The sequence below is a fragment of the Aquaspirillum soli genome, from assembly GCF_054781915.1.
Map to the genome: position 1 here is coordinate 1 of NZ_BAAGTM010000017.1, position 24,255 is coordinate 24,255.

At 50.5% G+C, this 24,255-nt stretch carries 24 protein-coding genes; 17 read left to right on the forward strand and 7 right to left on the reverse strand.

What is annotated here, in order from left to right; genetic code table 11:
- On the reverse strand, positions 1 to 388 hold a 388-nt coding region (locus tag ACYVJG_RS11290), incomplete at its 3' end, for a hypothetical protein (RefSeq protein ID WP_460431142.1).
- A gap of 430 nt (positions 389 to 818) precedes the next feature.
- Between ACYVJG_RS11290 and ACYVJG_RS11295 the strand changes: the two genes are divergently transcribed.
- The 8 genes from ACYVJG_RS11295 (at position 819) to greA (ending at position 10,944) form a co-directional block, all read left to right on the forward strand.
- Entirely contained in the window at positions 819 to 1,568 is a 750-nt protein-coding gene (locus ACYVJG_RS11295; protein ID WP_022652914.1) for an electron transfer flavoprotein subunit beta/FixA family protein, read from the forward strand.
- Positions 1,569 to 1,571: 3 nt separating this feature from the next.
- Positions 1,572 to 2,513, forward strand: coding sequence for an electron transfer flavoprotein subunit alpha/FixB family protein (locus ACYVJG_RS11300; protein ID WP_460431143.1), 942 nt, complete (start codon positions 1,572 to 1,574; stop codon positions 2,511 to 2,513).
- 110 nt (positions 2,514 to 2,623) lie between these two features.
- The gene (locus tag ACYVJG_RS11305; RefSeq protein WP_460431144.1) at positions 2,624 to 4,417 is read left to right on the forward strand and encodes an acyl-CoA dehydrogenase C-terminal domain-containing protein; all 1,794 of its coding nucleotides are present in this window, start codon (positions 2,624 to 2,626) and stop codon (positions 4,415 to 4,417) included.
- An 84-nt stretch (positions 4,418 to 4,501) separates the two neighbouring features.
- The gene (locus ACYVJG_RS11310; protein WP_022652917.1) at positions 4,502 to 4,939 is read left to right on the forward strand and encodes an acyl-CoA thioesterase; all 438 of its coding nucleotides are present in this window, start codon (positions 4,502 to 4,504) and stop codon (positions 4,937 to 4,939) included.
- Between the two features lie 310 nt (positions 4,940 to 5,249).
- Positions 5,250 to 6,380, forward strand: coding sequence for a glutamine-hydrolyzing carbamoyl-phosphate synthase small subunit (carA, locus tag ACYVJG_RS11315; RefSeq protein WP_022652918.1), 1,131 nt, complete (start codon positions 5,250 to 5,252; stop codon positions 6,378 to 6,380).
- Positions 6,381 to 6,409: 29 nt separating this feature from the next.
- Positions 6,410 to 7,060, forward strand: coding sequence for a leucine efflux protein LeuE (gene leuE / locus ACYVJG_RS11320; protein WP_460431145.1), 651 nt, complete (start codon positions 6,410 to 6,412; stop codon positions 7,058 to 7,060).
- A 74-nt stretch (positions 7,061 to 7,134) separates the two neighbouring features.
- On the forward strand, positions 7,135 to 10,335 hold the full coding sequence (carB, locus tag ACYVJG_RS11325; RefSeq protein WP_022652920.1) for a carbamoyl-phosphate synthase large subunit: 3,201 nt from the start codon (positions 7,135 to 7,137) through the stop codon (positions 10,333 to 10,335).
- A gap of 132 nt (positions 10,336 to 10,467) precedes the next feature.
- Complete coding sequence (gene greA / locus ACYVJG_RS11330) at positions 10,468 to 10,944, forward strand: transcription elongation factor GreA (protein ID WP_022652921.1); 477 nt, start codon at positions 10,468 to 10,470, stop codon at positions 10,942 to 10,944.
- Positions 10,945 to 11,021: 77 nt separating this feature from the next.
- Here the strand turns inward: greA and yhbY are convergent, their stop codons facing one another.
- The gene (yhbY, locus tag ACYVJG_RS11335; protein WP_022652922.1) at positions 11,022 to 11,333 is read right to left on the reverse strand and encodes a ribosome assembly RNA-binding protein YhbY; all 312 of its coding nucleotides are present in this window, start codon (positions 11,331 to 11,333) and stop codon (positions 11,022 to 11,024) included.
- A 61-nt stretch (positions 11,334 to 11,394) separates the two neighbouring features.
- On the opposite strand from yhbY, the gene ACYVJG_RS11340 reads away from it, so the two are divergent.
- The 5 genes from ACYVJG_RS11340 (at position 11,395) to ACYVJG_RS11360 (ending at position 16,895) form a co-directional block, all read left to right on the forward strand.
- Positions 11,395 to 12,012, forward strand: a complete 618-nt coding sequence (locus ACYVJG_RS11340; protein WP_022652923.1) for an RlmE family RNA methyltransferase — start codon at positions 11,395 to 11,397, stop codon at positions 12,010 to 12,012.
- 83 nt (positions 12,013 to 12,095) lie between these two features.
- Positions 12,096 to 14,009: an ATP-dependent zinc metalloprotease FtsH gene (gene ftsH, locus ACYVJG_RS11345; RefSeq protein ID WP_460431146.1), complete on the forward strand. Its 1,914-nt coding sequence runs from the start codon at positions 12,096 to 12,098 to the stop codon at positions 14,007 to 14,009.
- Positions 14,010 to 14,094: 85 nt separating this feature from the next.
- Positions 14,095 to 14,934: a dihydropteroate synthase gene (gene folP, locus ACYVJG_RS11350; RefSeq protein WP_460431147.1), complete on the forward strand. Its 840-nt coding sequence runs from the start codon at positions 14,095 to 14,097 to the stop codon at positions 14,932 to 14,934.
- Between the two features lie 10 nt (positions 14,935 to 14,944).
- Positions 14,945 to 16,273 (forward strand): phosphoglucosamine mutase, encoded by a 1,329-nt coding sequence (gene glmM / locus ACYVJG_RS11355; RefSeq protein WP_460431148.1) that lies wholly within the window; start codon positions 14,945 to 14,947, stop codon positions 16,271 to 16,273.
- A 4-nt stretch (positions 16,274 to 16,277) separates the two neighbouring features.
- Positions 16,278 to 16,895: a DedA family protein gene (locus ACYVJG_RS11360; protein ID WP_460431149.1), complete on the forward strand. Its 618-nt coding sequence runs from the start codon at positions 16,278 to 16,280 to the stop codon at positions 16,893 to 16,895.
- Positions 16,896 to 16,910: 15 nt separating this feature from the next.
- Here the strand turns inward: ACYVJG_RS11360 and ACYVJG_RS11365 are convergent, their stop codons facing one another.
- Entirely contained in the window at positions 16,911 to 17,258 is a 348-nt protein-coding gene (locus ACYVJG_RS11365; RefSeq protein WP_022652928.1) for an FKBP-type peptidyl-prolyl cis-trans isomerase, read from the reverse strand.
- 157 nt (positions 17,259 to 17,415) lie between these two features.
- Here ACYVJG_RS11365 and ACYVJG_RS11370 point away from each other — a divergent pair, with 157 nt between their 5' ends.
- Both ACYVJG_RS11370 and ACYVJG_RS11375 read left to right on the forward strand, forming a co-directional pair.
- Positions 17,416 to 17,841 (forward strand): nuclear transport factor 2 family protein, encoded by a 426-nt coding sequence (locus ACYVJG_RS11370; protein WP_460431150.1) that lies wholly within the window; start codon positions 17,416 to 17,418, stop codon positions 17,839 to 17,841.
- Between the two features lie 46 nt (positions 17,842 to 17,887).
- A complete protein-coding gene (locus ACYVJG_RS11375) occupies positions 17,888 to 18,787 on the forward strand; it encodes a MerR family transcriptional regulator (protein ID WP_460431151.1) in 900 nt (299 codons plus the stop codon).
- Here the strand turns inward: ACYVJG_RS11375 and ACYVJG_RS11380 are convergent.
- Positions 18,732 to 19,226, reverse strand: coding sequence for a DUF1841 family protein (locus ACYVJG_RS11380; RefSeq protein ID WP_460431152.1), 495 nt, complete (start codon positions 19,224 to 19,226; stop codon positions 18,732 to 18,734). The two genes, ACYVJG_RS11375 and ACYVJG_RS11380, sit on opposite strands and share 56 nt — an antisense overlap.
- Before the next feature lie 67 nt (positions 19,227 to 19,293).
- Between ACYVJG_RS11380 and ACYVJG_RS11385 the strand changes: the two genes are divergently transcribed.
- The gene (locus tag ACYVJG_RS11385) at positions 19,294 to 19,776 is read left to right on the forward strand and encodes a glutathione peroxidase (protein WP_460431153.1); all 483 of its coding nucleotides are present in this window, start codon (positions 19,294 to 19,296) and stop codon (positions 19,774 to 19,776) included.
- On the opposite strand, the gene trmB is transcribed toward ACYVJG_RS11385, so the two are convergent.
- The gene (gene trmB, locus ACYVJG_RS11390) at positions 19,768 to 20,487 is read right to left on the reverse strand and encodes a tRNA (guanosine(46)-N7)-methyltransferase TrmB (RefSeq protein WP_460431154.1); all 720 of its coding nucleotides are present in this window, start codon (positions 20,485 to 20,487) and stop codon (positions 19,768 to 19,770) included. The genes ACYVJG_RS11385 and trmB overlap by 9 nt on opposite strands.
- Before the next feature lie 17 nt (positions 20,488 to 20,504).
- Positions 20,505 to 21,437, reverse strand: a complete 933-nt coding sequence (locus ACYVJG_RS11395) for an SDR family oxidoreductase (RefSeq protein ID WP_460431155.1) — start codon at positions 21,435 to 21,437, stop codon at positions 20,505 to 20,507.
- Between the two features lie 88 nt (positions 21,438 to 21,525).
- On the opposite strand from ACYVJG_RS11395, the gene ACYVJG_RS11400 reads away from it, so the two are divergent.
- Positions 21,526 to 22,566 carry a CDP-6-deoxy-delta-3,4-glucoseen reductase gene (locus ACYVJG_RS11400; RefSeq protein WP_460431156.1) on the forward strand — a complete coding sequence of 347 codons (1,041 nt, stop codon included), beginning with the start codon at positions 21,526 to 21,528 and terminating at the stop codon, positions 22,564 to 22,566.
- 137 nt (positions 22,567 to 22,703) lie between these two features.
- Here the strand turns inward: ACYVJG_RS11400 and ubiB are convergent, their stop codons facing one another.
- Positions 22,704 to 24,236: a ubiquinone biosynthesis regulatory protein kinase UbiB gene (ubiB, locus tag ACYVJG_RS11405; protein WP_460431157.1), complete on the reverse strand. Its 1,533-nt coding sequence runs from the start codon at positions 24,234 to 24,236 to the stop codon at positions 22,704 to 22,706.
- Positions 24,237 to 24,255 lie beyond the last annotated feature (19 nt).

Sequence of the window (24,255 nt, forward strand, 5' to 3'; positions counted from 1 at the left end):
TGAAGCGAACTTGGCCATTTTTGTAGGTTAACGCACCTTTTTTAAAGGGAATCCAGCCGAGTGAGTATTTGGGGGATGTCTTGTTGCTGACCCGCCAATTCAGACGTTGTTTTTTGAACTGTCTCAGTCGGGTTGCAAATTCTTCACAAACCGCTTGCTGGGTACTTGAGCCAATATAAACACCATCGCATTTGCTGAAACCGTTGGTGAGTTTTTGCAGATCAAACCCCGATAACCAACGCTGCGGCTTATTCGTATAACGTCGTAAGCTTCGATACTGCGTTTCGTTGCAAAAATTCCAAACCGTATTCACATCACGCGCCATCGCCAGCAACGCTTTCGCGTGCTTGTCTTTGATGCGTAGTTTCAGTGTTTTGACGGTTTCCATGACAAAATTATAGCAAGCTGTTGTGATGAGCTGATTGATATTCTGAGATAATCACAAACAATCCCACTAGGCCGCTTTCAGCGTCCGCGCTCTTGACCTCGGGCTGAACCCCGAGGCTTTCAGCGCATTGGGTAACCATTTCTTGCTGTGCGGAATAGATGATGGCCCAGATCAGAAAATCTGTTTCGCAAAACTTAACGAGTTGTGGCCAATTGTTGCAAGAAGGGGTTCTGCTCTTGCCAAGCATAGACCAGCCGAATAACAATCGGGGCTATCGTTAAGCAGCCGTTTACACCGGCTTGTTTTCACGGTATAAGTTAAACGCTCGTTTAAGTGGGTGCGATGGGAACCTTTGCTTCCGTCGATCGCTCACAAACAAGAGCGCTGGGCTGTGGGCGCAGCCAAACAATCAGAATCGTCTTGGAGGCATATGAAAGTTCTCGTCGCTGTAAAACGCGTTGTCGATTACAACGTAAAAGTTCGGGTCAAAGCTGACGGCTCGGATGTGGATATTGCTAACGTCAAAATGTCGATGAATCCATTTGACGAAATCGCCGTTGAAGAAGCTGTGCGCTTAAAAGAAGCCGGCAAAGCAGGCGAAATCGTTGTGGTGTCGATGGGACCCAAGCAATGTGAAGAAACTTTGCGTACCGCGTTGGCGATGGGTGCTGACCGTGCTGTTCACGTTGAAACCGATGCGGTGTTAGAGCCTTTAGCTGTAGCCAAGCTGTTGAAAGCGGTTGCAGAAGAAGAGCAAGCACAGCTAATCGTATTGGGTAAACAAGCGATTGACGACGATTGCAACCAAACCGGCCAAATGCTGGCAGCACTGATGAACATCGGCCAAGGCACTTTTGCCTCGAAAGTCGATCTGGCTGATGGCAGCGTCAACGTCACCCGCGAAATCGACGGTGGTTTAGAAACCGTGTCGTTGAAGTTGCCTGCTGTGGTGACGACCGACTTGCGTTTGAATGAACCACGCTATGTCAAACTGCCAAACATCATGGCAGCGAAGAAAAAACCACTGGCGAAAAAAGCCCCTGCCGATTTCGGTGTGGATATCACCCCTCGTTTAACGACTTTGAAAGTGGCCGAGCCTGCTAAACGCTCCGCTGGAATTAAAGTTGCCTCCGCTGCCGAATTGGTCGCGAAACTGAAAAACGAAGCAAAGGTGCTGTAAGCCATGGCTATTCTTGTTATTGCTGAACACGACAATGCCTCGATCAAGTCGGGCACTCTGAATACTGTGACCGCTGCCAAAAAAATCGGCGGTGACATCCACGTTTTAGTCGCAGGTGCAAATGCTGCCGCTGCTGCCGCTGCTGCCGCCAAAATTGATGGTGTGAGCAAAGTGTTGTTGGCCGATGGCGCTAACTTGGCTCATCCTTTGGCTGAAAACGTAGCGCCTGTTGTGGTTGAAGTGAGCAAAGCCGGTGGCTACAGCCATGTGCTGGCACCTGCAACCACCACAGGTAAAAACGTGTTGCCACGCGTGGCAGCACTGTTAGATGTGGCACAAATCTCTGACATTATCGCTGTCGAGGCTGCCGATACTTTCGTGCGTCCTATCTACGCCGGTAACGTCTTGGCCACAGTGAAATCTGCTGATGCCGTTAAAGTGATTACTGTCCGTACCACTGCTTTCGAAGCGGCTGGCGAGGGCGGTAACGCTGCGGTTGAAAACACAGCCGCTGGCGCTGAAGCAGGTTTGTCTAGCTTTGTTGGTGCTGAACTGACCAAGTCGGATCGTCCAGAACTGACCGCAGCAAAAGTGATTGTATCCGGTGGTCGTGCTTTAGGTTCTGCTGAACAATTCAGCGCAGTGATCGAACCTTTGGCTGATAAGTTGGGTGCTGCTGTTGGTGCGTCTCGTGCTGCTGTTGATGCGGGTTATGCACCAAACGATTACCAAGTCGGTCAAACCGGTAAAGTGGTGGCACCTCAGCTCTACTTGGCGGTGGGTATCTCCGGTGCGATTCAGCACTTGGCAGGGATGAAAGATTCCAAAATTATTGTTGCTGTCAACAAAGACGAAGAAGCCCCGATTTTCCAAGTGGCTGACTACGGCATTGTGGGCGACCTGTTCTCGGTTGTCCCTGAGTTGATGAGCGAATTGTCGAAGTAATTGTAGTCTGACTCGTCCACGACTAAGCGGTCTATCAAGCGGCCATCTGTTCCTGTTATCGGGGTGGTGGCCGTTTTTTGTATCCGGAATAAATTGAGGAGCATAAAAAAATGAGCTATCAAGTCCCTTTGAAAGAGATTCGCTTTGTAATGAATGAGCTGGCTGATCTGCCAGCCGTATGTACTTTGCCCGGTTATGAAGACTGCAACGTCGAGTTGGTGGATGCCATCACCGAAGAAGCAGCGAAATTTGCCGAAGGCGTGTTGGCACCCATCAACTGGGCGGGTGACAAAGGCAATAAGTGGGAAAACTATACCGTTACCACCGCCGAAGGGTTTAAAGAAGCCTATCAACAGTTCCAAGAATCTGGCTGGGTGGGGTTGCGTGCACCGGCTGAATTTGGTGGCCAAGGCCTGCCAGCACTGGTGGCGATGGCAACTGAAGAAATGTGGTGTGCTTCCAACTTATCGTTCTCGTTGGCACCTCTGCTGACTTTGGGCGCAATCGAGGCGTTGAATCATCATGCTTCTGAAGAATTAAAAGCTGTCTATCTGCCTAAAATGTGTGAAGGCGTATGGACTGGCACCATGAACTTAACCGAACCACAAGCGGGTTCGGATTTAGCACAAATCCGCTCAAAAGCCGTGCCTCATCCTAGTGGTGATGGTTCGTATCTGGTTACCGGCCAAAAAATCTTTATCACTTGGGGTGAGCATGATATGGCCGAGAACATCATTCACTTGGTGTTAGCGCGTCTGCCAGATGCACCGGCTGGGGTGAAAGGGATTTCCCTGTTTGTGGTGCCAAAATACTTGGTCAATACCGATGGTAGCTTAGGGGCGCGTAACGATGCCCGCTGTGTGTCGATTGAACACAAATTAGGCATTCACGGTAGCCCAACTGCAGTGATGAGTTTTGGCGATGAAGGCGGTGCCGTGGGTTATCTGGTGGGCGAAGCCAATAAAGGCTTGGGCTATATGTTCACCATGATGAACCATGCGCGCTTGGGTGTGGGTGTGGAAGGGATGGCGATTTCCGACCGTGCTTATCAAAAAGCGGTTGAGTATGCGCGTGACCGTGTGCAGTCGCGTGAATTAGGTTCAAGCGATCCAAACGGTGTTGCCATCATCCGTCATCCTGATGTGCGTCGGATGTTGATGACCATGCGTTCACAAATCGAGGCACAACGTGCGTTGTCGTATTACACCGCTACTGCCCTCGACCGCGCAGCAACCCATCCTAATCCAGAAGAAAAAGCCCGTAATCAAGCCTTGGTCAACTTCTTGATTCCAATTGTGAAAGGTTGGAACACCGAGCAAGCCAACGAAATCACCTCCCTCGGGGTGCAAGTGCATGGCGGTATGGGCTTTATCGAAGAAACCGGCGCAGCACAATACTATCGTGATGCACGGATTACTGCGATTTACGAAGGCACCACCGGTATTCAAGCCCTCGACTTGATTGGCCGTAAAACCTTTAGCGAAAACGGTGCGACAGCGCGTGCTGTGTTGGCTGAAGTGCAAGCGGTGGCGGATAAATTGGCTGACTTGGGCGAGGCTTTCGCACAAACTCGTCGTAACCTTGAAGCAGGTATTCAAGCTGCTGGTGAGTGTGTGGAATTTATCTTGGCAAAATTTGGCAACGAACCTCGCTTGCCTGCGGCCGGTGCCGTGCCCTTCTTGAAGCTGATGGGGATTTTGTTAGGCGGCTGGCAAATGGGCCGTGCAGCGTTGATTGCACAGGCGAAGTTGGTAGAAGATGGTGCTGATGCTGAATTCTTGTCGGCTAAGTTGGTAACTGCACGTTTCTACGGTGAACATCTGTTGCCACAAATCGCTGGTTTGGCTCCTGCTATTCTGCAAGGTGCAGAATCGGTGATGGCTTTGGATGAAGCATTGTTCTAAGCCGATGTGAGTATTACCGTAACACCTAAGGGGACTCGCGTAGTCCCCTTTTCTTTTAAAAAAATTACAGCGAGGAAATGAGACATGGATAAGCATTATCCGGAGATTGGCCGCGAAACAATCACCATGCGTTGGGGTGATATGGATGCGGTTGGGCATTTAAATAACACCTATTATTTTCGCTATTTAGAGCAGGTGCGGATTAACTGGTTAGATCGTATGGGGTTGTCGATTAACCCTGAATCCACTGGCCCAGTGATTGCTCATACTGGTTGCACGTTCAAACGTGAGTTGACCTATCCTGCAACAGTGGAGGTCACCATTGAGGTAGAAAAATTAGGCCGTTCTAGCTTAAAACTGCGCCATCACTTTTACCGCCAAGGCGATCCTGAGACGGTCTATGCGATTGGTGAAGCCACTTTGGTGTGGGTGAACTATCAAACGGGGCAATCTATCCCGTTGCCCGAGGTGATCCGAACACAGGTTGCAGCGGCATTGGCCGCAGCAGAAAACCAATCCTAAATGTTAAATAACCGCCGCAGGGTGTTGATAAAAATTGGCAAAACCCGCTAAAAGCCGATGGCAACGCCTTTTAGCCGGTTAGATGATGGGATTGATTTTTTTCGATCAACCGTGTGTTGACTGCATTTGGCGAGATGCTCGGCAAAACATTGTGTCGGCAAACCGCCATCGTGCCTAATTTGCGCAACACCCCGCCTAGCGGCTATAATTAAAGGGTTTAAGAAAACGGGACGGGCGAATGCGCCTTGTCCCGTTCTTCATATCTATCGCTTGTATTTTCCGCTTTCGCCATACCTACCAGGAGCAACTCGTGACCCAGACTCCCGCCCTTCTTGCGCTCGCCGACGGAACCCTTTTCCGTGGCGTGTCGATCGGCGCGACCGGCCACACTGTCGGTGAAGTGGTGTTTAACACTGCTATCACCGGTTATCAGGAAATCCTGACCGATCCGTCCTATACCCGACAACTCGTGACTTTGACCTACCCACATATTGGTAATGTGGGTGCTAATGCTGAAGATGCGGAATCCAACGGTGTGTTTGCCGCTGGTTTGATTATCCGCAATCTGCCCTTGCTGCATTCGAATTTCCGCGCTGAAGAATCACTCTCCGCCTATCTCGTTCGCAATCAAACTGTCGCCATCGCTGATATCGACACCCGTAAACTCACCCGCTTATTGCGTGAAAAAGGCGCTCAAGCCGGTTGTATCATGGCAGGTGAGATTGACGAAGCAAAAGCCGTTGAACTGGCTCGTGGCTTTGGTTCGATGGCAGGGCAAGATTTGGCGCAAGTGGTGAGCTGTACCGAACCTTATCCTTGGAACACTACCGAATGGAAACTGGGTCAAGGTTATGGCCAAACCACCGACGCCCCTTTCCATGTAGTTGCCTACGATTTTGGTGTCAAACACAATATCTTGCGCATGTTGGCAGAACGCGGTTGTCGTCTCACTGTCGTGCCAGCTAAAACCTCGGCGCAAGAGGTGCTCGCCTTAAACCCTGATGGTGTGTTCTTGTCTAACGGCCCGGGCGATCCCGAACCGTGTGACTACGCGATTACTGCTATCCAACAACTGTTAGCAACCAATCTGCCGATTTTCGGTATTTGTTTGGGGCATCAACTGTTGGGCTTGGCCAGCGGTGGCAAAACCAGCAAGATGAAATTTGGTCATCACGGTGCCAACCACCCTGTGCAAGATTTAGACAGTGGTCGGGTGATGATTACCAGCCAAAACCACGGCTTCCAAGTGGATGAAACCAGCTTGCCGGCGAATGTCCGCGTTACCCATCGCAGTTTGTTTGACCACACTGTGCAAGGGATTGCTTTAACTGATAAGCCTGCGTTTAGCTTCCAAGGCCATCCTGAGGCCAGCCCTGGCCCCCATGATGTTGCCTACCTGTTTGACCGTTTCATCAACAACATGAAACAGGCGCGTGGCTAAAGCGCAGCCATTTTGCAGGAACAGGAACCATGTTTGGCATTACTGATTTGACCACTTACGTTCTCGGCACGCTCTTTATTGTGTTGTTGCCGGGGCCCAATTCGATTTATGTGCTGTCTGTCGCGGCACGACGTGGTGTGCGCCCTGCTTATGCTGGGGCGTGTGGCGTATTTACAGGTGATGCCATTCTGATGTTGTTATCCGCGACGGGGGTGGCGGCGGTATTGAAGACCGTGCCGGGGCTGTTCTTTGTGCTGAAATATATCGGCGCGGCCTACCTCGCATGGATTGGGCTCAATATGCTCTACTCGGCTTGGAAAAACTGGCGCACACCTGCTGCCGACAAGCTCGCTGTGGCCGAGCCCAAACTGGATGCGAGCCATCCTTTCCGGCGCGCATTAGTCATCAGCCTGTTAAATCCAAAAGCGATTTTGTTTTTTGTGTCTTTCTTTATTCAGTTTGTTGACCCAACGTATCCCTACCCTGCGCTGACTTTTTTGATGTTGGGTAGCATTGTGCAGCTGTGTAGCTTCACCTACCTAAGCATCATTATTTTTGTGGGCGCCCGTTTGGCCGCGAGTTTCCGCCGTCATCGCAAATTGGCGGTGTCGATGGCAGGGGGTGTTGGGGCAATGTTTATTGGCTTTGGTGCCAAACTGGCGACGGCTAGCCTAAATTAAGACACACACCGACACGGCGTCGCCGTTTTCGGTTCCACTTTCAAAGATTCTGTCATTCTACGAGAACTGAGTCCATGCCAAAACGCACCGACCTCAAGAGTATCCTGATTATCGGCGCCGGCCCCATTGTGATTGGGCAGGCGTGTGAGTTCGATTATTCCGGCGCCCAAGCTTGCAAGGCCTTGCGAGAAGAAGGCTATCGCGTCATTTTGGTCAACTCAAATCCAGCCACGATCATGACCGATCCTGATATGGCTGACGTGACCTATATCGAACCGATTACTTGGCAGATGGTAGAAAAAATCATCGCCAAAGAACGCCCAGATGCCATCTTGCCGACGATGGGTGGGCAAACTGCATTGAACTGTGCCCTCGATTTAAGCCGTCATGGTGTATTGGAAAAATACAAAGTTGAGTTGATTGGCGCGACAGAAGACGCCATCGATAAAGCAGAAGATCGCGGTCGCTTTAAAGAAGCGATGGAAAAAATTGGGTTGTCTTGCCCTAAATCGTTTGTGTGCCACACGATGGAACAAGCCCTCGATGCACAAGTGCAAGTGGGTTTCCCAACCTTAATTCGTCCTTCGTTCACCATGGGCGGTTCTGGTGGTGGTATCGCGTATAACAAAGAAGAATTCTTGGCGATTTGTGAGCGTGGTTTCGAAGCCTCGCCGACTCATGAGCTGTTGATTGAACAATCGGTACTCGGTTGGAAAGAGTACGAAATGGAAGTGGTGCGTGATCGTAACGATAACTGCATCATTATCTGTTCAATTGAAAACTTCGACCCAATGGGTGTGCATACCGGTGATTCGATCACCGTGGCACCAGCACAAACGCTGACCGATAAAGAATACCAAATCATGCGGAATGCCAGCTTGGCGGTGTTGCGTGAAATTGGTGTCGATACCGGTGGTTCAAATGTGCAATTTGCGGTGAATCCTGATAACGGTGAAATGATCGTGATCGAGATGAACCCACGGGTCTCGCGTTCTTCGGCGTTGGCGTCGAAAGCTACCGGTTTCCCGATTGCTAAAGTGGCGGCAAAATTGGCCGTGGGGTATACCCTCGATGAACTGAAAAACGATATTACTGGTGGTGCCACACCAGCGTCGTTTGAGCCTTCTATCGATTATGTTGTAACCAAAATTCCACGTTTTGCATTCGAAAAATTCCCACAAGCGGATGACCGTTTGACCACCCAAATGAAATCGGTTGGTGAAGTGATGGCGATGGGCCGCACTTTGCAAGAATCGATGCAAAAAGCGTTGCGTGGTTTGGAAACCGGTTTATGTGGATTTGATGAGCGGACACAAGATCTCGATGTGATCCGTCACGAAGTCGGCTCTGCTGGCCCTGAGCGGATTTTGTATGTGGCAGATGCGTTCCGTGCCGGTTTGTCGCGTGATGAAGTGTTCGATATTTCCAAAATCGACCCTTGGTTCTTGGCACAAATTGAAGACATCGTTGCCGAAGAGCAAACCTTAAAAGGTCGCACGGTGGAATCGCTGGCCGCAGACGAATTGCGCCGTTTGAAGCGTAAAGGTTTCTCCGACCGCCGTTTGGCCGCCTTATTGGGTACCGATCAAGGTGCCGTGCGTGCTCACCGTTGGGCATTGAATGTACGCCCAGTGTATAAGCGCGTTGATACCTGCGCCGCTGAATTTGCAACCAACACCGCCTATATGTATTCCACCTATGAAGAAGAGTGTGAATCACAGCCAAGCGATCGACAAAAAGTGATTGTTTTGGGTGGCGGGCCTAACCGCATTGGCCAAGGGATTGAGTTTGACTATTGCTGCGTTCATGCGGCATTGGCGCTGCGTGAGTCGGGTTTTGAAACCATCATGGTGAACTGCAACCCTGAAACGGTGTCAACCGACTACGATACCTCCGACCGTCTCTACTTCGAACCGCTGACGCTAGAAGATGTGTTGGAAATTGTGAACGTGGAAAAGCCGTTCGGCGTGATCGTGCAATACGGTGGTCAAACCCCGTTGAAACTGGCCCGTGCCTTGGAGGCGAACGGGGTGCCAATCATCGGTACTACGCCAGACATGATTGATTGTGCAGAAGACCGCGAGCGTTTCCAAAAATTACTGGCCGAGTTGAATCTGAAACAGCCACCTAATCGGACGGCCCGTACGCCAGCAGAAGCCATCCAATTGGCTGCTGAAATCGGCTATCCGTTGGTGGTGCGTCCTTCGTATGTATTGGGTGGTCGGGCAATGGAAATTGTCCACGAACAGGCCGACCTCGAACGCTATATGCGTGAAGCGGTGAAAGTATCGAATGACAGCCCAGTGTTGCTCGATCGCTTCTTAAATGATGCGATTGAAGTGGATGTCGATGCTATCAGTGATGGTCAGCGCGTCATCATCGGCGGCATTATGCAACACATCGAACAAGCCGGTGTGCACTCTGGCGACTCGGCATGTTCGCTGCCGCCATACAGCTTACCAATGGAAATTCAAGATGAGATTCGCCGCCAAACGGTAGCGATGGCCAAAGCCTTGAATGTGGTTGGTTTGATGAATGTGCAGTTTGCGGTACAAGGTTCGACTATCTATGTGTTGGAGGTGAATCCTCGTGCTTCGCGGACGGTGCCGTTTGTGTCGAAAGTGACCACGCAGCCATTGGCTAAAATTGCTGCCCGTTGCATGGCTGGTCTGTCCTTAGATCAGCAAAATGTTGCTGGTGAGGTGATTCCACCTTATTACGCTGTTAAAGAAGCGGTTTTCCCTTTCATTAAATTCCCCGGCGTTGATACCATTCTGGGGCCAGAAATGAAATCGACCGGTGAAGTGATGGGCGTGGGCAAAACCTTTGCTGAAGCTTATGTCAAAGCACAAATGGGGGCCGGTGAGCGTTTGCCAAAACAGGGTACTGTGTTCTTGTCGGTGCGGGATTCTGACAAAGCAGGTGTGGCAGATGTGGCACGCGAGCTGTTGGCGCTGGGTTTTGATTTGGCGGCAACGCGTGGTACAGCGCAAGCCATTACCCAAGCTGGTTTAGCGGTGAAACAAGTCAATAAAGTGGCTGAAGGCCGCCCACATATCGTGGATATGATTAAAAACGGTGATATCCGTTTGGTCATCAATACCGTTGACGAAAAACGCCAAGCCATCCACGACAGCCACTCAATCCGTCGTTCTGCCCTGCAAATGCGCTTGCCGATGTATACCACTTTGGCCGGTGCCAAAGCGGTGTGTATTGGGATGCAGCACTTGGATGAGTTGGACGTGTATAGCTTACAAGACCTTGCCCGTCTCTAAACACTTTGCCATTCGGCATTTTCCGGCTACAATCGCCGGCAATGTCTAGAACCCGTTGAGCCGCCGTGACTTTCACGGCGGCTCACGTTTTTATTAAAGCAGTTGAACAAGCTGCTGTTGGAGAATGACACCATGATCAAAGTCCCCCTGACCGTGGTCGGTGCCGAGATGCTCAAAGCCGAATTGCAGCGATTGAAAAGCGTCGAGCGCCCCAGTGTAATTGCTGCGATTGCTGAAGCACGCAGTCACGGTGATTTGTCTGAAAATGCGGAATATGACGCAGCAAAAGAGCGTCAAGGATTTGTTGAAGGCCGGATTGCGGAAATTGAAGCAAAACTGTCCAATGCACAAATTATCGATCCCAAAACCATCGAGGCTGAGGGGCGTATCGTATTTGGTGCGACGGTTGAGCTGATGGATTTAGAAACCGAGGAAACGGTGCGTTATCAAATCGTCGGTGATGATGAAGCGGATATCAAAGTTCGCAAAGTCTCGGTGAATTCACCGATTGCACGTGCGTTGATCGGTAAAGAATCTGGCGATATTGCCGAGGTGCAGGCCCCCGGTGGTGTGCGCGAATATGAAGTGCTCGACGTGCAATATCTGTGATGGATGCGGTGTGAGTTGGACTGAGCAGAAAAATAAGGCGAGCTAGATTGAGCTCGCCTTTTGTCTGTCCGAAAAAATTAGGCTTTTTTCACTTTCGGCAGGGTGACTTTTTCTTTGTCCGAAGGTCGCCAGATGACCAACAACTTACCAATGTGTTGTACGGGCGCGGCATCAAGCTCATCGCAAATTTGTTCCATCATTGCCGTGCGTTGTTCGCGATCATCACCTTGCACCCGAATTTTAATCAACTCATGTGCATCAAGGCTGATGGAAATTTCGCGCATCACAGGATCGCTTAAGCCTTGGTTGCCTATCATTACGACAGGGTTGAGGCTGTGGGCAAGGCCTTTGAGATATTGCCGTTCGGCAGGGGTTAATTCGATTTTCATGGTGTAAGTCTGGCAAAAACCTTGATTTTACCCGACTTTTTGCCGTCTAAAGAGGAAAGATATGGCGCGCAGTAAAAGCAGTGCCGCGTGGTTAAACGAGCATGTGCATGATCATTGGGTGCAACAAGCACAAAAAGACGGTTACCGTGCACGTGCTGCGTATAAATTGCTGGAAATTAACGAAAAAGATCATTTGATTCGGCCTGGGATGATGGTTGCCGATTTGGGCAGTGCTCCCGGCAGTTGGTCACAAGTGGCGGCGCGAATTTTGGATGGTCGAGGGCAAGTGTTTGCTTTGGACATTTTGCCGATGGATCCTGTGCCGGGGGTCGAGTTTATTCAAGGCGACTTTCGTGAAGATGTCGTTTTAAATCAATTCCTCACGCTTTTAGCAGATCGTCCGCTAGACCTTGTGCTTTGCGATATTGCCCCCAACATGTCAGGCAACCGCACGGCTGACCAAGCACGTTCCGCCCATTTAGTTGAGTTGGCGCTTGATTTCGCGCAAACCCAACTGAAACCCGGTGGAAATTTCTTGGTCAAAGTGTTTCAAGGTAGTGAGTTCGCCAGTTTTTTAGCTGCGATGCGTCAAAGCTTCACCGAGGTAATTTCGCGTAAACCGAAGGCATCTCGTGATCGTTCAAGCGAAGTCTATTTGCTTGGGCGTGGGCGGCGCTGACACTTGCTGGTCAGCAAAGAGTACAATAGACCCGAGCGTGAATGTTTCACGTGGTGGGAGTGAGCAGGGGAAGGAGTCCGCTCTTGAACAATATTGGTAAAAATATCGCTATCTGGGTGATTATCGGTCTGATTTTAATGACTGTTTTCAACCAGTTTAATCGCCGCCAAGAAACACAAAATCTGGTGGACTACTCACAATTTATCACTGAACTGCAATCAGGACGTGTGCAGTCGGTGACCATCGAAGGCCACCCGTTACGCGGGCAATGGCTGCGTGGGCGCTATACCGGTGGGTCGAGTTTTACCACCTATGCGCCCTACGACCCGCAGTTAGTCAACGATCTGATTAAAAACAATGTCCGCTTTACTGCCAAACCAGAGGAAGAGCCTTCATTCTTAATGAACCTCTTTGTTAGCTGGTTCCCGATGTTGCTATTGATTGGGGTGTGGGTGTTTTTCATGCGCCAAATGCAAGGCGGTGGCAAGGGCGGTGCGTTTAGCTTTGGTAAAAGCAAGGCGCGTATGCTCGACCAAGACAGCAACACAGTGACGTTTGCTGACGTGGCTGGCTGTGATGAAGCAAAAGAAGAAGTCAAAGAAATCGTCGATTACTTGCGCGACCCAACACGCTATCAAAGTCTAGGGGGCCGCGTGCCACGCGGTATCTTGCTGGCGGGTTCCCCTGGTACGGGTAAAACGTTGTTGGCCAAAGCGATTGCAGGCGAGGCAAAAGTGCCTTTCTTCTCAATCTCGGGCTCTGACTTTGTGGAAATGTTTGTCGGTGTGGGGGCGGCTCGTGTTCGCGATATGTTCGAGAATGCGAAAAAGAACTCGCCTTGCATCATTTTTATTGATGAGATTGATGCCGTTGGTCGCCAACGCGGTGCCGGTTTGGGTGGCGGTAATGACGAGCGCGAACAAACCTTGAACCAGTTGTTGGTCGAAATGGATGGTTTTGAAACCAATACCACGGTGATTGTGATTGCCGCGACTAACCGTCCCGATGTTCTCGATCCTGCTCTACAACGTCCGGGTCGTTTCGACCGTCAAGTGGTGGTGCCATTGCCAGATATTCGGGGCCGTGAGCAGATCATCAATGTTCATATCCGCAAAATCCCGATTGGCAATGATGTCAAACCGGAAATTCTGGCACGTGGTACCCCGGGTTTTTCTGGTGCTGATTTAGCTAACTTGGCCAATGAAGCTGCGCTGTTTGCTGCTCGCCGCAACAAACGCATGGTGGACATGGAAGATTTTGAGGCGGCCAAAGACAAAATCATGATGGGCGCTGAGCGTCGCAGCATGGTGATGTCCGAAGAAGAAAAGCGCAATACCGCGTATCACGAATCGGGTCATGCGATTGTCGCCAAGTTGTTGCCGAAGTCCGATCCTGTCCACAAAGTCACGATTATTCCTCGTGGCCGTGCGTTGGGTTTGACCATGCAATTACCTGAACAAGATCGTTTTGCTTACGACCGCAACTATTTGTTGGATCGGATTGCGATTTTGTTCGGTGGTCGGATTGCCGAAGAGTTGTTCATGAATCAGATGACGACCGGTGCTTCCAACGACTTTGAACGTGCCACGCAAATGGCGCGTGATATGGTGACTCGGTATGGCATGAGCGATAAGTTGGGCCCGATGGTCTACGGCGAAAATGAAGGCGAAGTGTTCTTAGGTCGATCTGTTACGACACATAAGAACGTATCCGAAGCCACTATGCAGCAAGTGGATGCAGAAATCCGCCGCATTATTGACGAGCAATATGCCTTGGCTCGCCGGCTGTTGGACGAAAATCGCGATAAAGTCGAAGCCATGACCGCCGCGTTGTTGGAATGGGAAACCATTGATGCAGACCAAATCAACGACATCATGGATGGTCGTCCGCCTCGTCCACCTAAACCAAGCGGTTCGATGGGGGTGAGCAATACGCCTTCCTCGCCTAGCAGCGGTTCGGCACCCGAAGTCACGGTGACACCGGCGCAGGAGCATTGATCCCTAAGGTCTTTTGACATGACACCAGCGGCAGCTTTCTGCCGCTGGTGTTGTTTTTGCTCTCCGTTTTTGTAAGCACACATCTATGCAGATTCTCAACTGTGGTCGGCATCAACTGTCGTTGTCCCATCCGTTGGTGATGGGCATTCTCAATGTCACACCCGATTCTTTTTCAGATGGCGGTGTGTATTGCAAACCTGATCAAGCTTTACAACAAGCCGAACGCCTGCTGCAAGCAGGGGCGGCGATTCTTGACATCGGTGGTGAATCTACACGACCGAATGCCGCGCCAGTGTCGATTCAAGAAGAAATGGACCGTGTGTTGCCGGTATTAGAAGCACTACAAGGCTGTGGTGCAGTGTTATCGGTTGACACGCGCCGTACCGCAGTGATGCAGGCAGCGTTGGCGATTGGGGTGGATCTCATTAATGATGTATCGGCCTTAGAAGACGAGGGCGCCTTAGCCACGGTGGCACCTCATTCCGCAGCAATTTGCTTAATGCACAAACAAGGAAATCCTGACACTATGCAGCGCGCACCGCACTATGACCGCGATGTGGTGCTAGACGTGGCAGATTACTTACAACAGCGTGTCAACGCCTGTGAGTCCGTTGGGATTGCCCGCGAACGTTTGTTAATTGATCCTGGGTTTGGGTTTGGTAAAACATTGGCGCACAATCTGCGACTGTTGGCGCAGTTGCCGTTGTTGACAGAGTGTGTCCCTCTGCCATTGTTAGTCGGGCTATCGCGTAAGTCGATGTTGGGGCAAATCTGTGATGAACCGGTGGCAACCGAACGGTTGGGCGCCAGTGTGGCGGCGGCGTTGTGGTCGGTACAATATGGCGCAAAAATCATTCGCGTCCATGATGTGAAAGCCACAGTGCAAGCGTTAAAAGTGTGGCAAGCGGTGACCGAGTACGCATAACGGAACGATGATGACAAGAAAATATTTTGGCACCGATGGGGTGCGTGGAGAAGTGGGGCAAGAACCAATTACCCCTGATTTTGTGTTGCGTCTGGCGTATGCCGCTGGTCGTGTGTTGGTGAATCACGATCAACAAACGCCCACCGTGTTAATCGGCAAAGACACCCGTATTTCTGGCTATATGTTAGAAGCCGCGTTACAAGCGGGTTTTACAGCAGCAGGGGTGAATGTGTTGTTGACTGGGCCGTTACCCACACCGGGGGTTGCTTATTTAACCCGCGCTTTGCGTTTATCGGCAGGGGTGATGATTTCGGCTTCGCACAACCCTTATCAAGATAATGGTATTAAGTTCTTTGCGGAAGGTGGACGGAAACTAGCCGACCATATTGAGCAAGAAATCGAAGCTGCGCTCGATATGCCATTACAAACCAAGCCTTCTGCTTTGTTGGGACGAGCGCGGCGGATGGATGCCGCTGCTGAGCGTTATATCGAATTTTGTAAAAGCACTTTCCCGAATGACCGCAATTTGCGCGGCTGTAAGATCGTGGTTGATTGCGCCCATGGTGCCAGCTACCACATTGCACCGAAGGTGTTTCACGAACTGGGTGCGGATGTCATTAGTATTGGCACTGAACCCAATGGTTTTAATATCAATGATCGTGCCGGTGCGATGTATCCTCGCGCGGTCCAAGCGGCGGTCTTACAGCATGAAGCCGATTTTGGTATTGCCTTAGATGGCGATGGTGATCGGCTGTTGATGGTTGACCAACAAGGCCAAGTCTATGACGGCGATCAACTGATTTATGTGATTGCGCGGGCGCGTGCTGAACGTGGCGAATTAAAAGGCGGGGTGGTTGGGACGTTGATGACCAATATGGCGATGGAGCTTGCCCTTCAAGCCCGTGATATTCCCTTTGCCCGTGCCAAGGTCGGGGATCGTTATGTGCTGGAAATGTTACAAGCCCGTTCTTGGTTGATTGGCGGAGAAGCGTCCGGTCATGTGCTGTGTTTAGACAAACACAATACGGGTGATGGGATTGTCTCGGCGTTGCAGGTATTGCGTAGTTTGTTTGATCTTAACCTCTCGTTGTCCGAAGTCTGCCGCGATTGGCAAGCCTTTCCACAAACGCTTATCAATGTTCGTTTACATGGCCAAGATTGGCAACAAGCCTCGGCAGCAGTATTGGCAGAGGCAGAGGCGGCATTACATGGGCGAGGCCGTGTGGTGTTGCGGCCATCGGGGACGGAGCCGGTGGTGCGGGTGATGGTTGAGGCAGAGGATGCTGGCTTGGCAGAACGTTGGGCACAACAAATTGCCCAAGTCATTAAAGAGGCGTAAGCACATGGACATCCTGCAACTGCTCACCGATTTTTTCACCAATTATGGCTATGCTGCGGTGTTTTTTGTGTTGCTGATTTGTGGTTTTGGGGTGCCAATTCCAGAAGACGTGACGCTGGTGGCTGGCGGTATTATTTCTGGTTTAGGGTATACCAATGTCCATACTATGTTTGCCGTCGGTATGGCTGGGGTGTTGGTCGGTGATGCCACCATGTTTACCATTGGTCGCATTTATGGGACTAAGGTGATGCAAGTGCGTTTTGTAGCGCGTTATCTCACCGAAGAACGATTTATGGCTGTGCAGGAAAAGTTTGCTAAATACGGCAATTGGGTGTTGTTTGTCGCCCGCTTTCTCCCTGGTTTGCGTTCGCCAATTTTCCTGACCGCTGGCATGACACGCAAAGTGTCATTCTGGCGTTTTTTATTGATGGATGGTTTTGCCGCTCTGATTAGTGTGCCGGTGTGGGTATATCTTGGTTATTTTGGCGCTAACAACCGCGATTGGTTGCTGACATGGTTACATCGTGGGCAATCGGGCATTCTGATGGTGTTGGCCGTGGCTGCAGTGGGTTTAGGCGTGTGGTGGTGGCTTCGCCGCCGTAAGACGGCGAAATCGGCTTAAATCAAACCAATCGGCTTAGCCCACCGACAGCAATTCAACATCAAAGACCAAGGTGGCGTTGGGTGGGATAACACCACCTGCGCCTCGTGCTCCGTAGCCCAAGGCTGCCGGAATGGTTAAACGGCGTTTACCGCCGACTTTCATCCCTTGCACGCCCTCGTCCCAGCCCTTAATCACGCGTCCCGCGCCCAGTGGGAAAGTAAAGGGCTGTTTGCGCTGGCGGCTGCAGTCAAATTGTTCGCCATTATCTGCTAACCAACCTGTGTAATGCACGGTCACTTCTTCTCCGGCTGTGGCAACGGTGCCTTCCCCGATCACTTCATCACAATAGATGAGGCCTGATGCAGTGGTGATATTTTCCATTTTTTATTCCTGACTTAGTCAAAGAATGTGATTTTAGAACAAATATTTGTCGGTGGTCAGACGAATATTTAGATTTTCGTATAAGACAATGCTTTGACAAAATAAGTGGTTTCTCTATCCTTAGAGTATTCCCTTGCCGAGTGAAGCGAGTTTGGTGATGAACTTACCCGTAACGACTTCGTGTTCTGCCATCGTGGCATGGTATGAGCAACTCTCTCCACAAACGCTGCCGCAGCTACATCAGCTCTATGCGCCAGATGCTTGGTTTCAAGATCCTTTTAACCGTATTCAAGGAACGGCTGCGATTGAAGCGCTCTTTCAACGCATGTTTCATACCTTGCAACAACCCCGTTTTGTCGTACAAGAACGGATTGAACAGGCTGACAAAGCATTTTTAGTGTGGGACTTCACCTTTTTATGGCAAGGAAAGGCCATGCACATTCATGGGGGCACCCTGCTGCATTTTGCGCCGGATGGACGGGTGGTTAACCATCGAGATTATTGGGATGCAGCGGGTGAGTTATATGAAAAAATTCCGCTGCTCGGCGCTTTGTTGCGGCGGATAAAACGGCACATGGCATAATTCCGCCGCTTTGGTGTATCACGTCAACACAATTAAGAAAATAGTTATGAGCGATGTCAACATGGGACTGCCCATTGGTGCAGTGGAACGAGAGACTGGTATCTCGAAAGATTTATTGCGGATGTGGGAACGTCGGTATGGCTTTCCTGAACCTGCCCGCGATGAACAGGGTGATCGCTTGTATTCGCGTCAACAAGTGGAAAAACTGCGCTTAGTTCGGCGCCTAATGGATATGGGGTTTCGTCCCGGAAAAATTATTAACCTACCGATGGCCGAGTTGTTGCAACAGGTGCAAGCCCATCAACCTCGTTTAGAAGCCCCTGCCCCTTGTCATGAATTGATTCGGGTGCTGTTGGGCCATAATCCGGCACAGGTGCAGGCTTTTTTACAAACCCGCTTACATGAGTTGGGATTACAGGTTTTTGTGCGAGAGTTTATTGCGACGTGTAATCAATTGGTGGGTGAAGCATGGATGCGTGGTGAGTTGCAGGTTCACGAAGAGCATTTTTATTCGGAACAGATTAACCGCCTGTTGCGTGAAACACTGTCGCGGATGTCGTTACCGATGAACCCTCCTCGGGTATTGTTGACGACTTGCCCAGGAGAAATGCACATGCTGGGGTTGCTGATGGTTGAAGTGGTGTTGCGGATGGCAAATGCAGAAACGCTGCCATTTGGCTGCGAGATGCCATGTTCTGATATTGCCTCCGCTGCACGCAAACATCAGGTTGATGTGGTGTTGTTATCGTTTTCGTCGGCGTATGAAGGGGATGTTGCCGAGCAAGTGCAAACGCTACAGAGTTTATTGCCTCCCCACACCGAAATTTGGGTAGGCGGAGGCGGTTGTCGTAGTTTGCGCTCGCACGGGCAGTTGTCCGTGTTGGCGAACTTTAATGAGTTAGACCAGTGTTTGAACCAGTGGCGGCAGCAGCGTCAGTCGCATTAGGCTGTTCTACTTGCCCAAGTTTACGCCGCAATACATTTAAATAGCGTGTTGGGTCTGGAGGGGTTTGGTAGCGTTGGGCATACCAAATCATCTCTGTTAGACCATCCATCACTTCATGTTGTGCGCGATGTTCATCCCCACATTGCAGGCACAGTTGTTGATAAAGCTCATATAACCCATGAGGTTGTTTAATCGACAACTGTTCTTCAATCGCCAGATGCAAAGACAGATGAAGGAAAGGATTGGTTTCACCTAATTCTGGTGGCCAATCTTGTTGCTGCCAGCGTTCTGGTTGTCCTAGCATCGTGTGATATTCAGGATGTTGGAACAACACTGCCAGCGTCAGCTTTTCGAGATCGGTTAGGGGTTGATGGCTGAGGTGTTTACGCCAAGTATCAAACAAAAATTGGCGCGCTTGGTCACGACTGGGGTTAAACATGGTCAAAGTTCAAGATGGGAACGAAGGCTGATTATCCCACGCGCCGTCAACACAGGAGAACAGAGAAATGGCAAGTTTTTACGATTTTACCGCCAAGCGGTTAGATGGCACCGAGCAAGCCATGACCGACTATCGGGGCCAAGTGGTGCTGGTTGTTAATACCGCCAGTGAATGTGGCTTCACCCCACAATATCAGGGTCTGCAAGAACTGTATCAGCACTTGGCGGATCGTGGATTGGTGGTGTTAGGGTTTCCGTGTAATCAATTCGGTGGACAAGAGCCGGGTGATGAGCAACAAATTGCCTCTTTTTGTCAGACACGGTTTGCGGTGACGTTTCCGATGTTTGCCAAGGTAGAGGTCAATGGTGCGCAGGCACATCCATTGTTCCAGTTTCTCACACAGGCAAAGCCCGGCATCTTAAATACCGAATCGATTAAATGGAACTTCACTAAGTTTCTGATCAATCGCCAAGGCGAGGTGGTTGGCCGCTATGCACCGACCACCAAACCCAGTGATTTATTGGCAGAAATTGAGGCCTTGTTAGGCTGATTTTCGGAACACAATATCCCACACTCCATGTCCTAAGCGTAAGCCGCGTGCTTCGAACTTGGTTTGTGGTCGATAGGCCGGTTTCTCTGCATAGCCTTCGGCAGTGTTTTCCAAACCGGCTGTTTGTGACAGGACATCTAAAATTTGGATCGCGTAATCTTCCCAATCGGTCGCCACATGCAGATAGCCACCGGGGGCAATGCGAGACACTAAATCAGCAACAAATGGGGCTTGGATTAAACGGCGTTTGTGATGGCGTTTTTTGTGCCAAGGGTCGGGAAAGAAAATATGCACGCCGGCGAGGCTGTTCGGCGCGATCATGTCGCGCAGCACTTCCACCGCGTCATGCTGTGCCACGCGAATATTGCTCAGTTGTTTTTCTTCTACCAGCTTTAACAGACTACCGACACCCGGGCTGTGTACTTCTAAACCGAGAAAATTATAGTCTGGTAGGGTTTGTGCAATGTCGGCGGTGGCCTGTCCCATGCCAAAGCCAATTTCGACAATCATTGGCGCTGTGCGTCCAAAAACGCTGTCCCAATCTGGTGGGGTGGTTTGATAAGGTACCCCAAAGACGGGCAATAAGGTTTCAAGCGCACGTTCTTGAGCCCGTGATAAATGGCCTTGGCGCAAGACGAAGCTGCGAATACGGCGATGGGTCGGGTTTTCGCTGTCTAAAGCGGCATCAGTGTCGTGGTCAGTTGACATCATTTCATCCAGAAATTTTTTTAGGGGCGAGATGTTACCAGTTTTGGCGGAGAGACTTCTTTCTCACCAAGATATTGCGCTAAAAAATGGCTGACGCTGGGGTAACGCAGTTGAACTTTTAATTCGCGTTGCAAGCGTTGTGAATCTAAACGTCGCGATTCGCGTAAAAATGACCATAACTGCGGCGAAACAAGCGGTTGTAACGCTACGCTTGGCAAACGAGGGAGAGGTGGAAGACCGAAAGCCGTGGCAACCGCATCAAAATAATCGCCCATTTTCATCGGTTGTGCATCGCAAGCATGAATCACCCGCGAACCGCGATGCCATTGCAATGCTTTGGCGCAAATCGTAGCCAGATCATCAGCGTGGATATGGTTGCTATAGCCATCTTCTTCTGCGATAAGGGCCGGTGTGCGTTGTGTGATCCGATTGATGGGTAGCCGTTCTGCATCATAAATGCCGGGCACACGTAAGGTTAGCAAACTGGCACCCCACCGCCGGCTGGCGCTGCGCCATAACTGTTCTGCATGCCAACGCCGTTGGGCACGTGCTGATTCAGGATGAGGTGGTGCGGTTTCGGTCAGCCATGCCCCTGCCCGATTGCCATAGACGCCGCTGGTGCTGATAAGAACAACATGTTGTGGTAGCATCCCCCGTTTTTGCAGCGCCGCAATCAGGTGTTGCGAGCGGCTGTCTTGGTGCCCTGATGTTGGCGGGGGCGCTAACATCAATAGTTTATCAATGGCCAAACCCGCCAAGCGTTGTAAACTTTTTGGTTGATCTAAATCGCCTATGACCACCTTCGCCCCTGCTGCACGCCATCTGGCCGCTTCACTTGGGCGGCGTAAAAGCGCAAAAACGGTGTAACGAGAAGTGAGTTTGGGCAATACTCGCCAAGCAATGTCGCCACACCCTACCAGTAACACCCGAGTACGTCCTGTTTTGTGTTGCATCACAATCTGTCTTCTTTCTAGCAAAGCCTGTTCGGCGCCGAATTGCGCTTAACAGAGGTCGGAATTGATCGAATAAGGTAGCTTTATCATGTCTGAAGTAAACGCATCTACTGTCAAGCTGTTGCCAAGCGGCCGCTCGTTTAGCGTCAATGCCCACGAAACTATCCTAGAAGCGGCCCTACGGCAAAACATTGGTTTGCCTTATGGTTGTCGTAACGGTGCTTGCGGTGCATGTAAAGGCCGTGTGGTAGAAGGTCAAGTGAAACACCGCCAATATCAAGAAAAAGCCTTACCTGCGGCAGAATCAGCAGCGGGTCAGGCTTTGTTATGCTGTGCTGAAGCCAGTAGCAGTGAACTGGTGATTGAAGCACGCGAATCTAGCGCCGGTGAGATTCCAGTAAAAACCCTGCCATGTCGTGTCGAGTCGATTGAAAAAATCCACGATGTCGCCGTGCTGAAACTCAAAATTCCCGCCAGTGAGCGTTTGCAGTTCATGGCCGGTCAATACATTGATATTTTGATGCGTGATGGTAAGGCGCGTAGTTTCTCATTAGCGAATGCGCCACATGATGATGCTTTCTTGGAGTTGCATATCCGTCACATGCCCGGTGGGACGTTCTCGGAATATGTTTTCCATACCATGAAAGAGCGTGAAATTTTGCGTTTCAAAGGACCATTAGGGACATTCTGTCTGAATGAGTCTAGCGATAAACCGATTGTGTTTCTTGCCAGCGGTACTGGTTTTGCCCCGATTAAAGGCATTATTGAACACATGATTCATCAGAATATTCAGCGGCCCATGACTTTATATTGGGGCGGTCGTCGGCCTGCTGATTTGTATTTCCACCAAATGGCTGAAAGTTGGGCACAACAACTGCCACATTTCCGTTATGTCCCAGTGGTATCTGATGCGACTGAGGAAGACCAATGGACCGGTCGGACTGGTTTTGTCCATCAGGCGGTGCTGGATGATTTTGCAGATCTATCTGGACATGAAGTCTATGCCTGCGGTGCGCCAGTCGTAGTCGAAGCCGCGCACCAAAGTTTTATCCAAGAACGTCAACTACCGGCGGATAGCTTCTTCTCTGATGCGTTTTTCTTGTCAAAAGATTTGACACCGAAGGCTTGAGGGTAGATTAACCGTTTTACACTGGTTGATTGATAAAGGGCGAACCGATGTGTTCGCCCTTTTAGGGTGATGCACCCTATCGTACGCGGTACGGTGCCGTCACCCCGCAGGGGCGACGCACCATGTAAACGACCAGATTACAATTTCACCGCCAAAATCACGCATAACACCGCCAAAAGAATGGCAATTAACCATAACAATCCATTACGGCGTTTTTCAGTCATCAACAAATGATGATACGCACTCACCATCATGTCACGAGCCTCATTGACTTGTAGCGCTTCATCAAGCTTGCGCGGCAACTGCGGCAACAACGTGGCCCATTGCGGTGCTTCTTGTTTCAGCTGCTTAACCATCCCGCGCCAGCCCATTTGTTCATTCATCCACCGCGTCAGGAAAGGCTTTGCTGTTTCCCACAAATCAAGATCAGGATCGAGCTGCCGTCCTAATCCCTCAATATTCAACAGCGTTTTTTGTAACAAAACTAACTGTGGTTGAATCTCTACATTGAAGCGGCGGCTAGTTTCAAATAACCGCAGTAACACCAAACCAAAGGAAATTTGACTCAACGGTTTCTCAAAAATGGGCTCACATACCGTCCGTACCGCTGCCTCTAATTCTTCTGCCCGTGTGTCTTTCGGCACCCATCCCGACTCAATATGCGCTGTGGCCACGCGGTGATAATCGCGGTTGAAAAAGGCTAAAAAATTCACCGCGAGATAATGTTTATCGTATTCGGTAAGGCTGCCGACGATGCCAAAATCGAGCGCAATATAACGCCCATCATCGGCAACAAAAATATTCCCCGGGTGCATATCTGCATGAAAAAAGCCGTGACGGAACACTTGGGTAAAGAAAATCTCCACACCAAACCGAGACAACTTTTGCAAATCGACACCGGCCTCGCGCAAACGATCAATTTGTCCCACCGGAATGCCACGCATCCACTCAAGTACCAATACCTCACGGGTGCAGTAGTCAAAAAACACCTCTGGTACGATCAACTGTGTCGAACCAGTGAAATTGCGACGCAGCTGTGACGCATTGGCGGCTTCGTGCATCAAATCGAGTTCATCATGCAAATACTTGTCAAACTCGGCCACCACCTCACGCGGTTTCAATCGTTTGCCATCGGCTAAGTAACGTTCAACCAAACCAGCGAGGGTTTTTAACAAAGCCAAATCTTGCTCAATGATCGCTTTAATCCCTGGGCGTAACACTTTCACCGCCACTTCACGCCCCGCCGAACCATCGGCTTGCCGCAGGCGCGCATAATGCACTTGCGCCACCGACGCACTGGCAATAGGCGTGCGATTGAATTCGGCAAAAATCTGGTCGAGTGGCCGACCCAAATTACGCTCAATTTGTGCTACGGCAACATCACCCGAAAATGGCAACACGCGGTCTTGTAGCTTGGCCAGTTCGTCAGCATAGGCCGGTGGTAATAAATCGCGGCGGGTAGAGAGCACCTGCCCAAACTTCACAAAAATCGGCCCCAAACTCTCAAGCGCCAGCCGGACTCGCTCGGGAAGCGGTTTCTCAATATCACGAGCGGGTAAGTGGCCTAAGAGACGGCGAACTAAACTTAATTTCGGGTGATGAGAAAAAAGTTCGTCTAGGCCGAAGCGATAGAGGGTGAGAAAAATTTTACGAAAACGGGCTAAGCGCATGCAGGATCCGAGGCGAGAA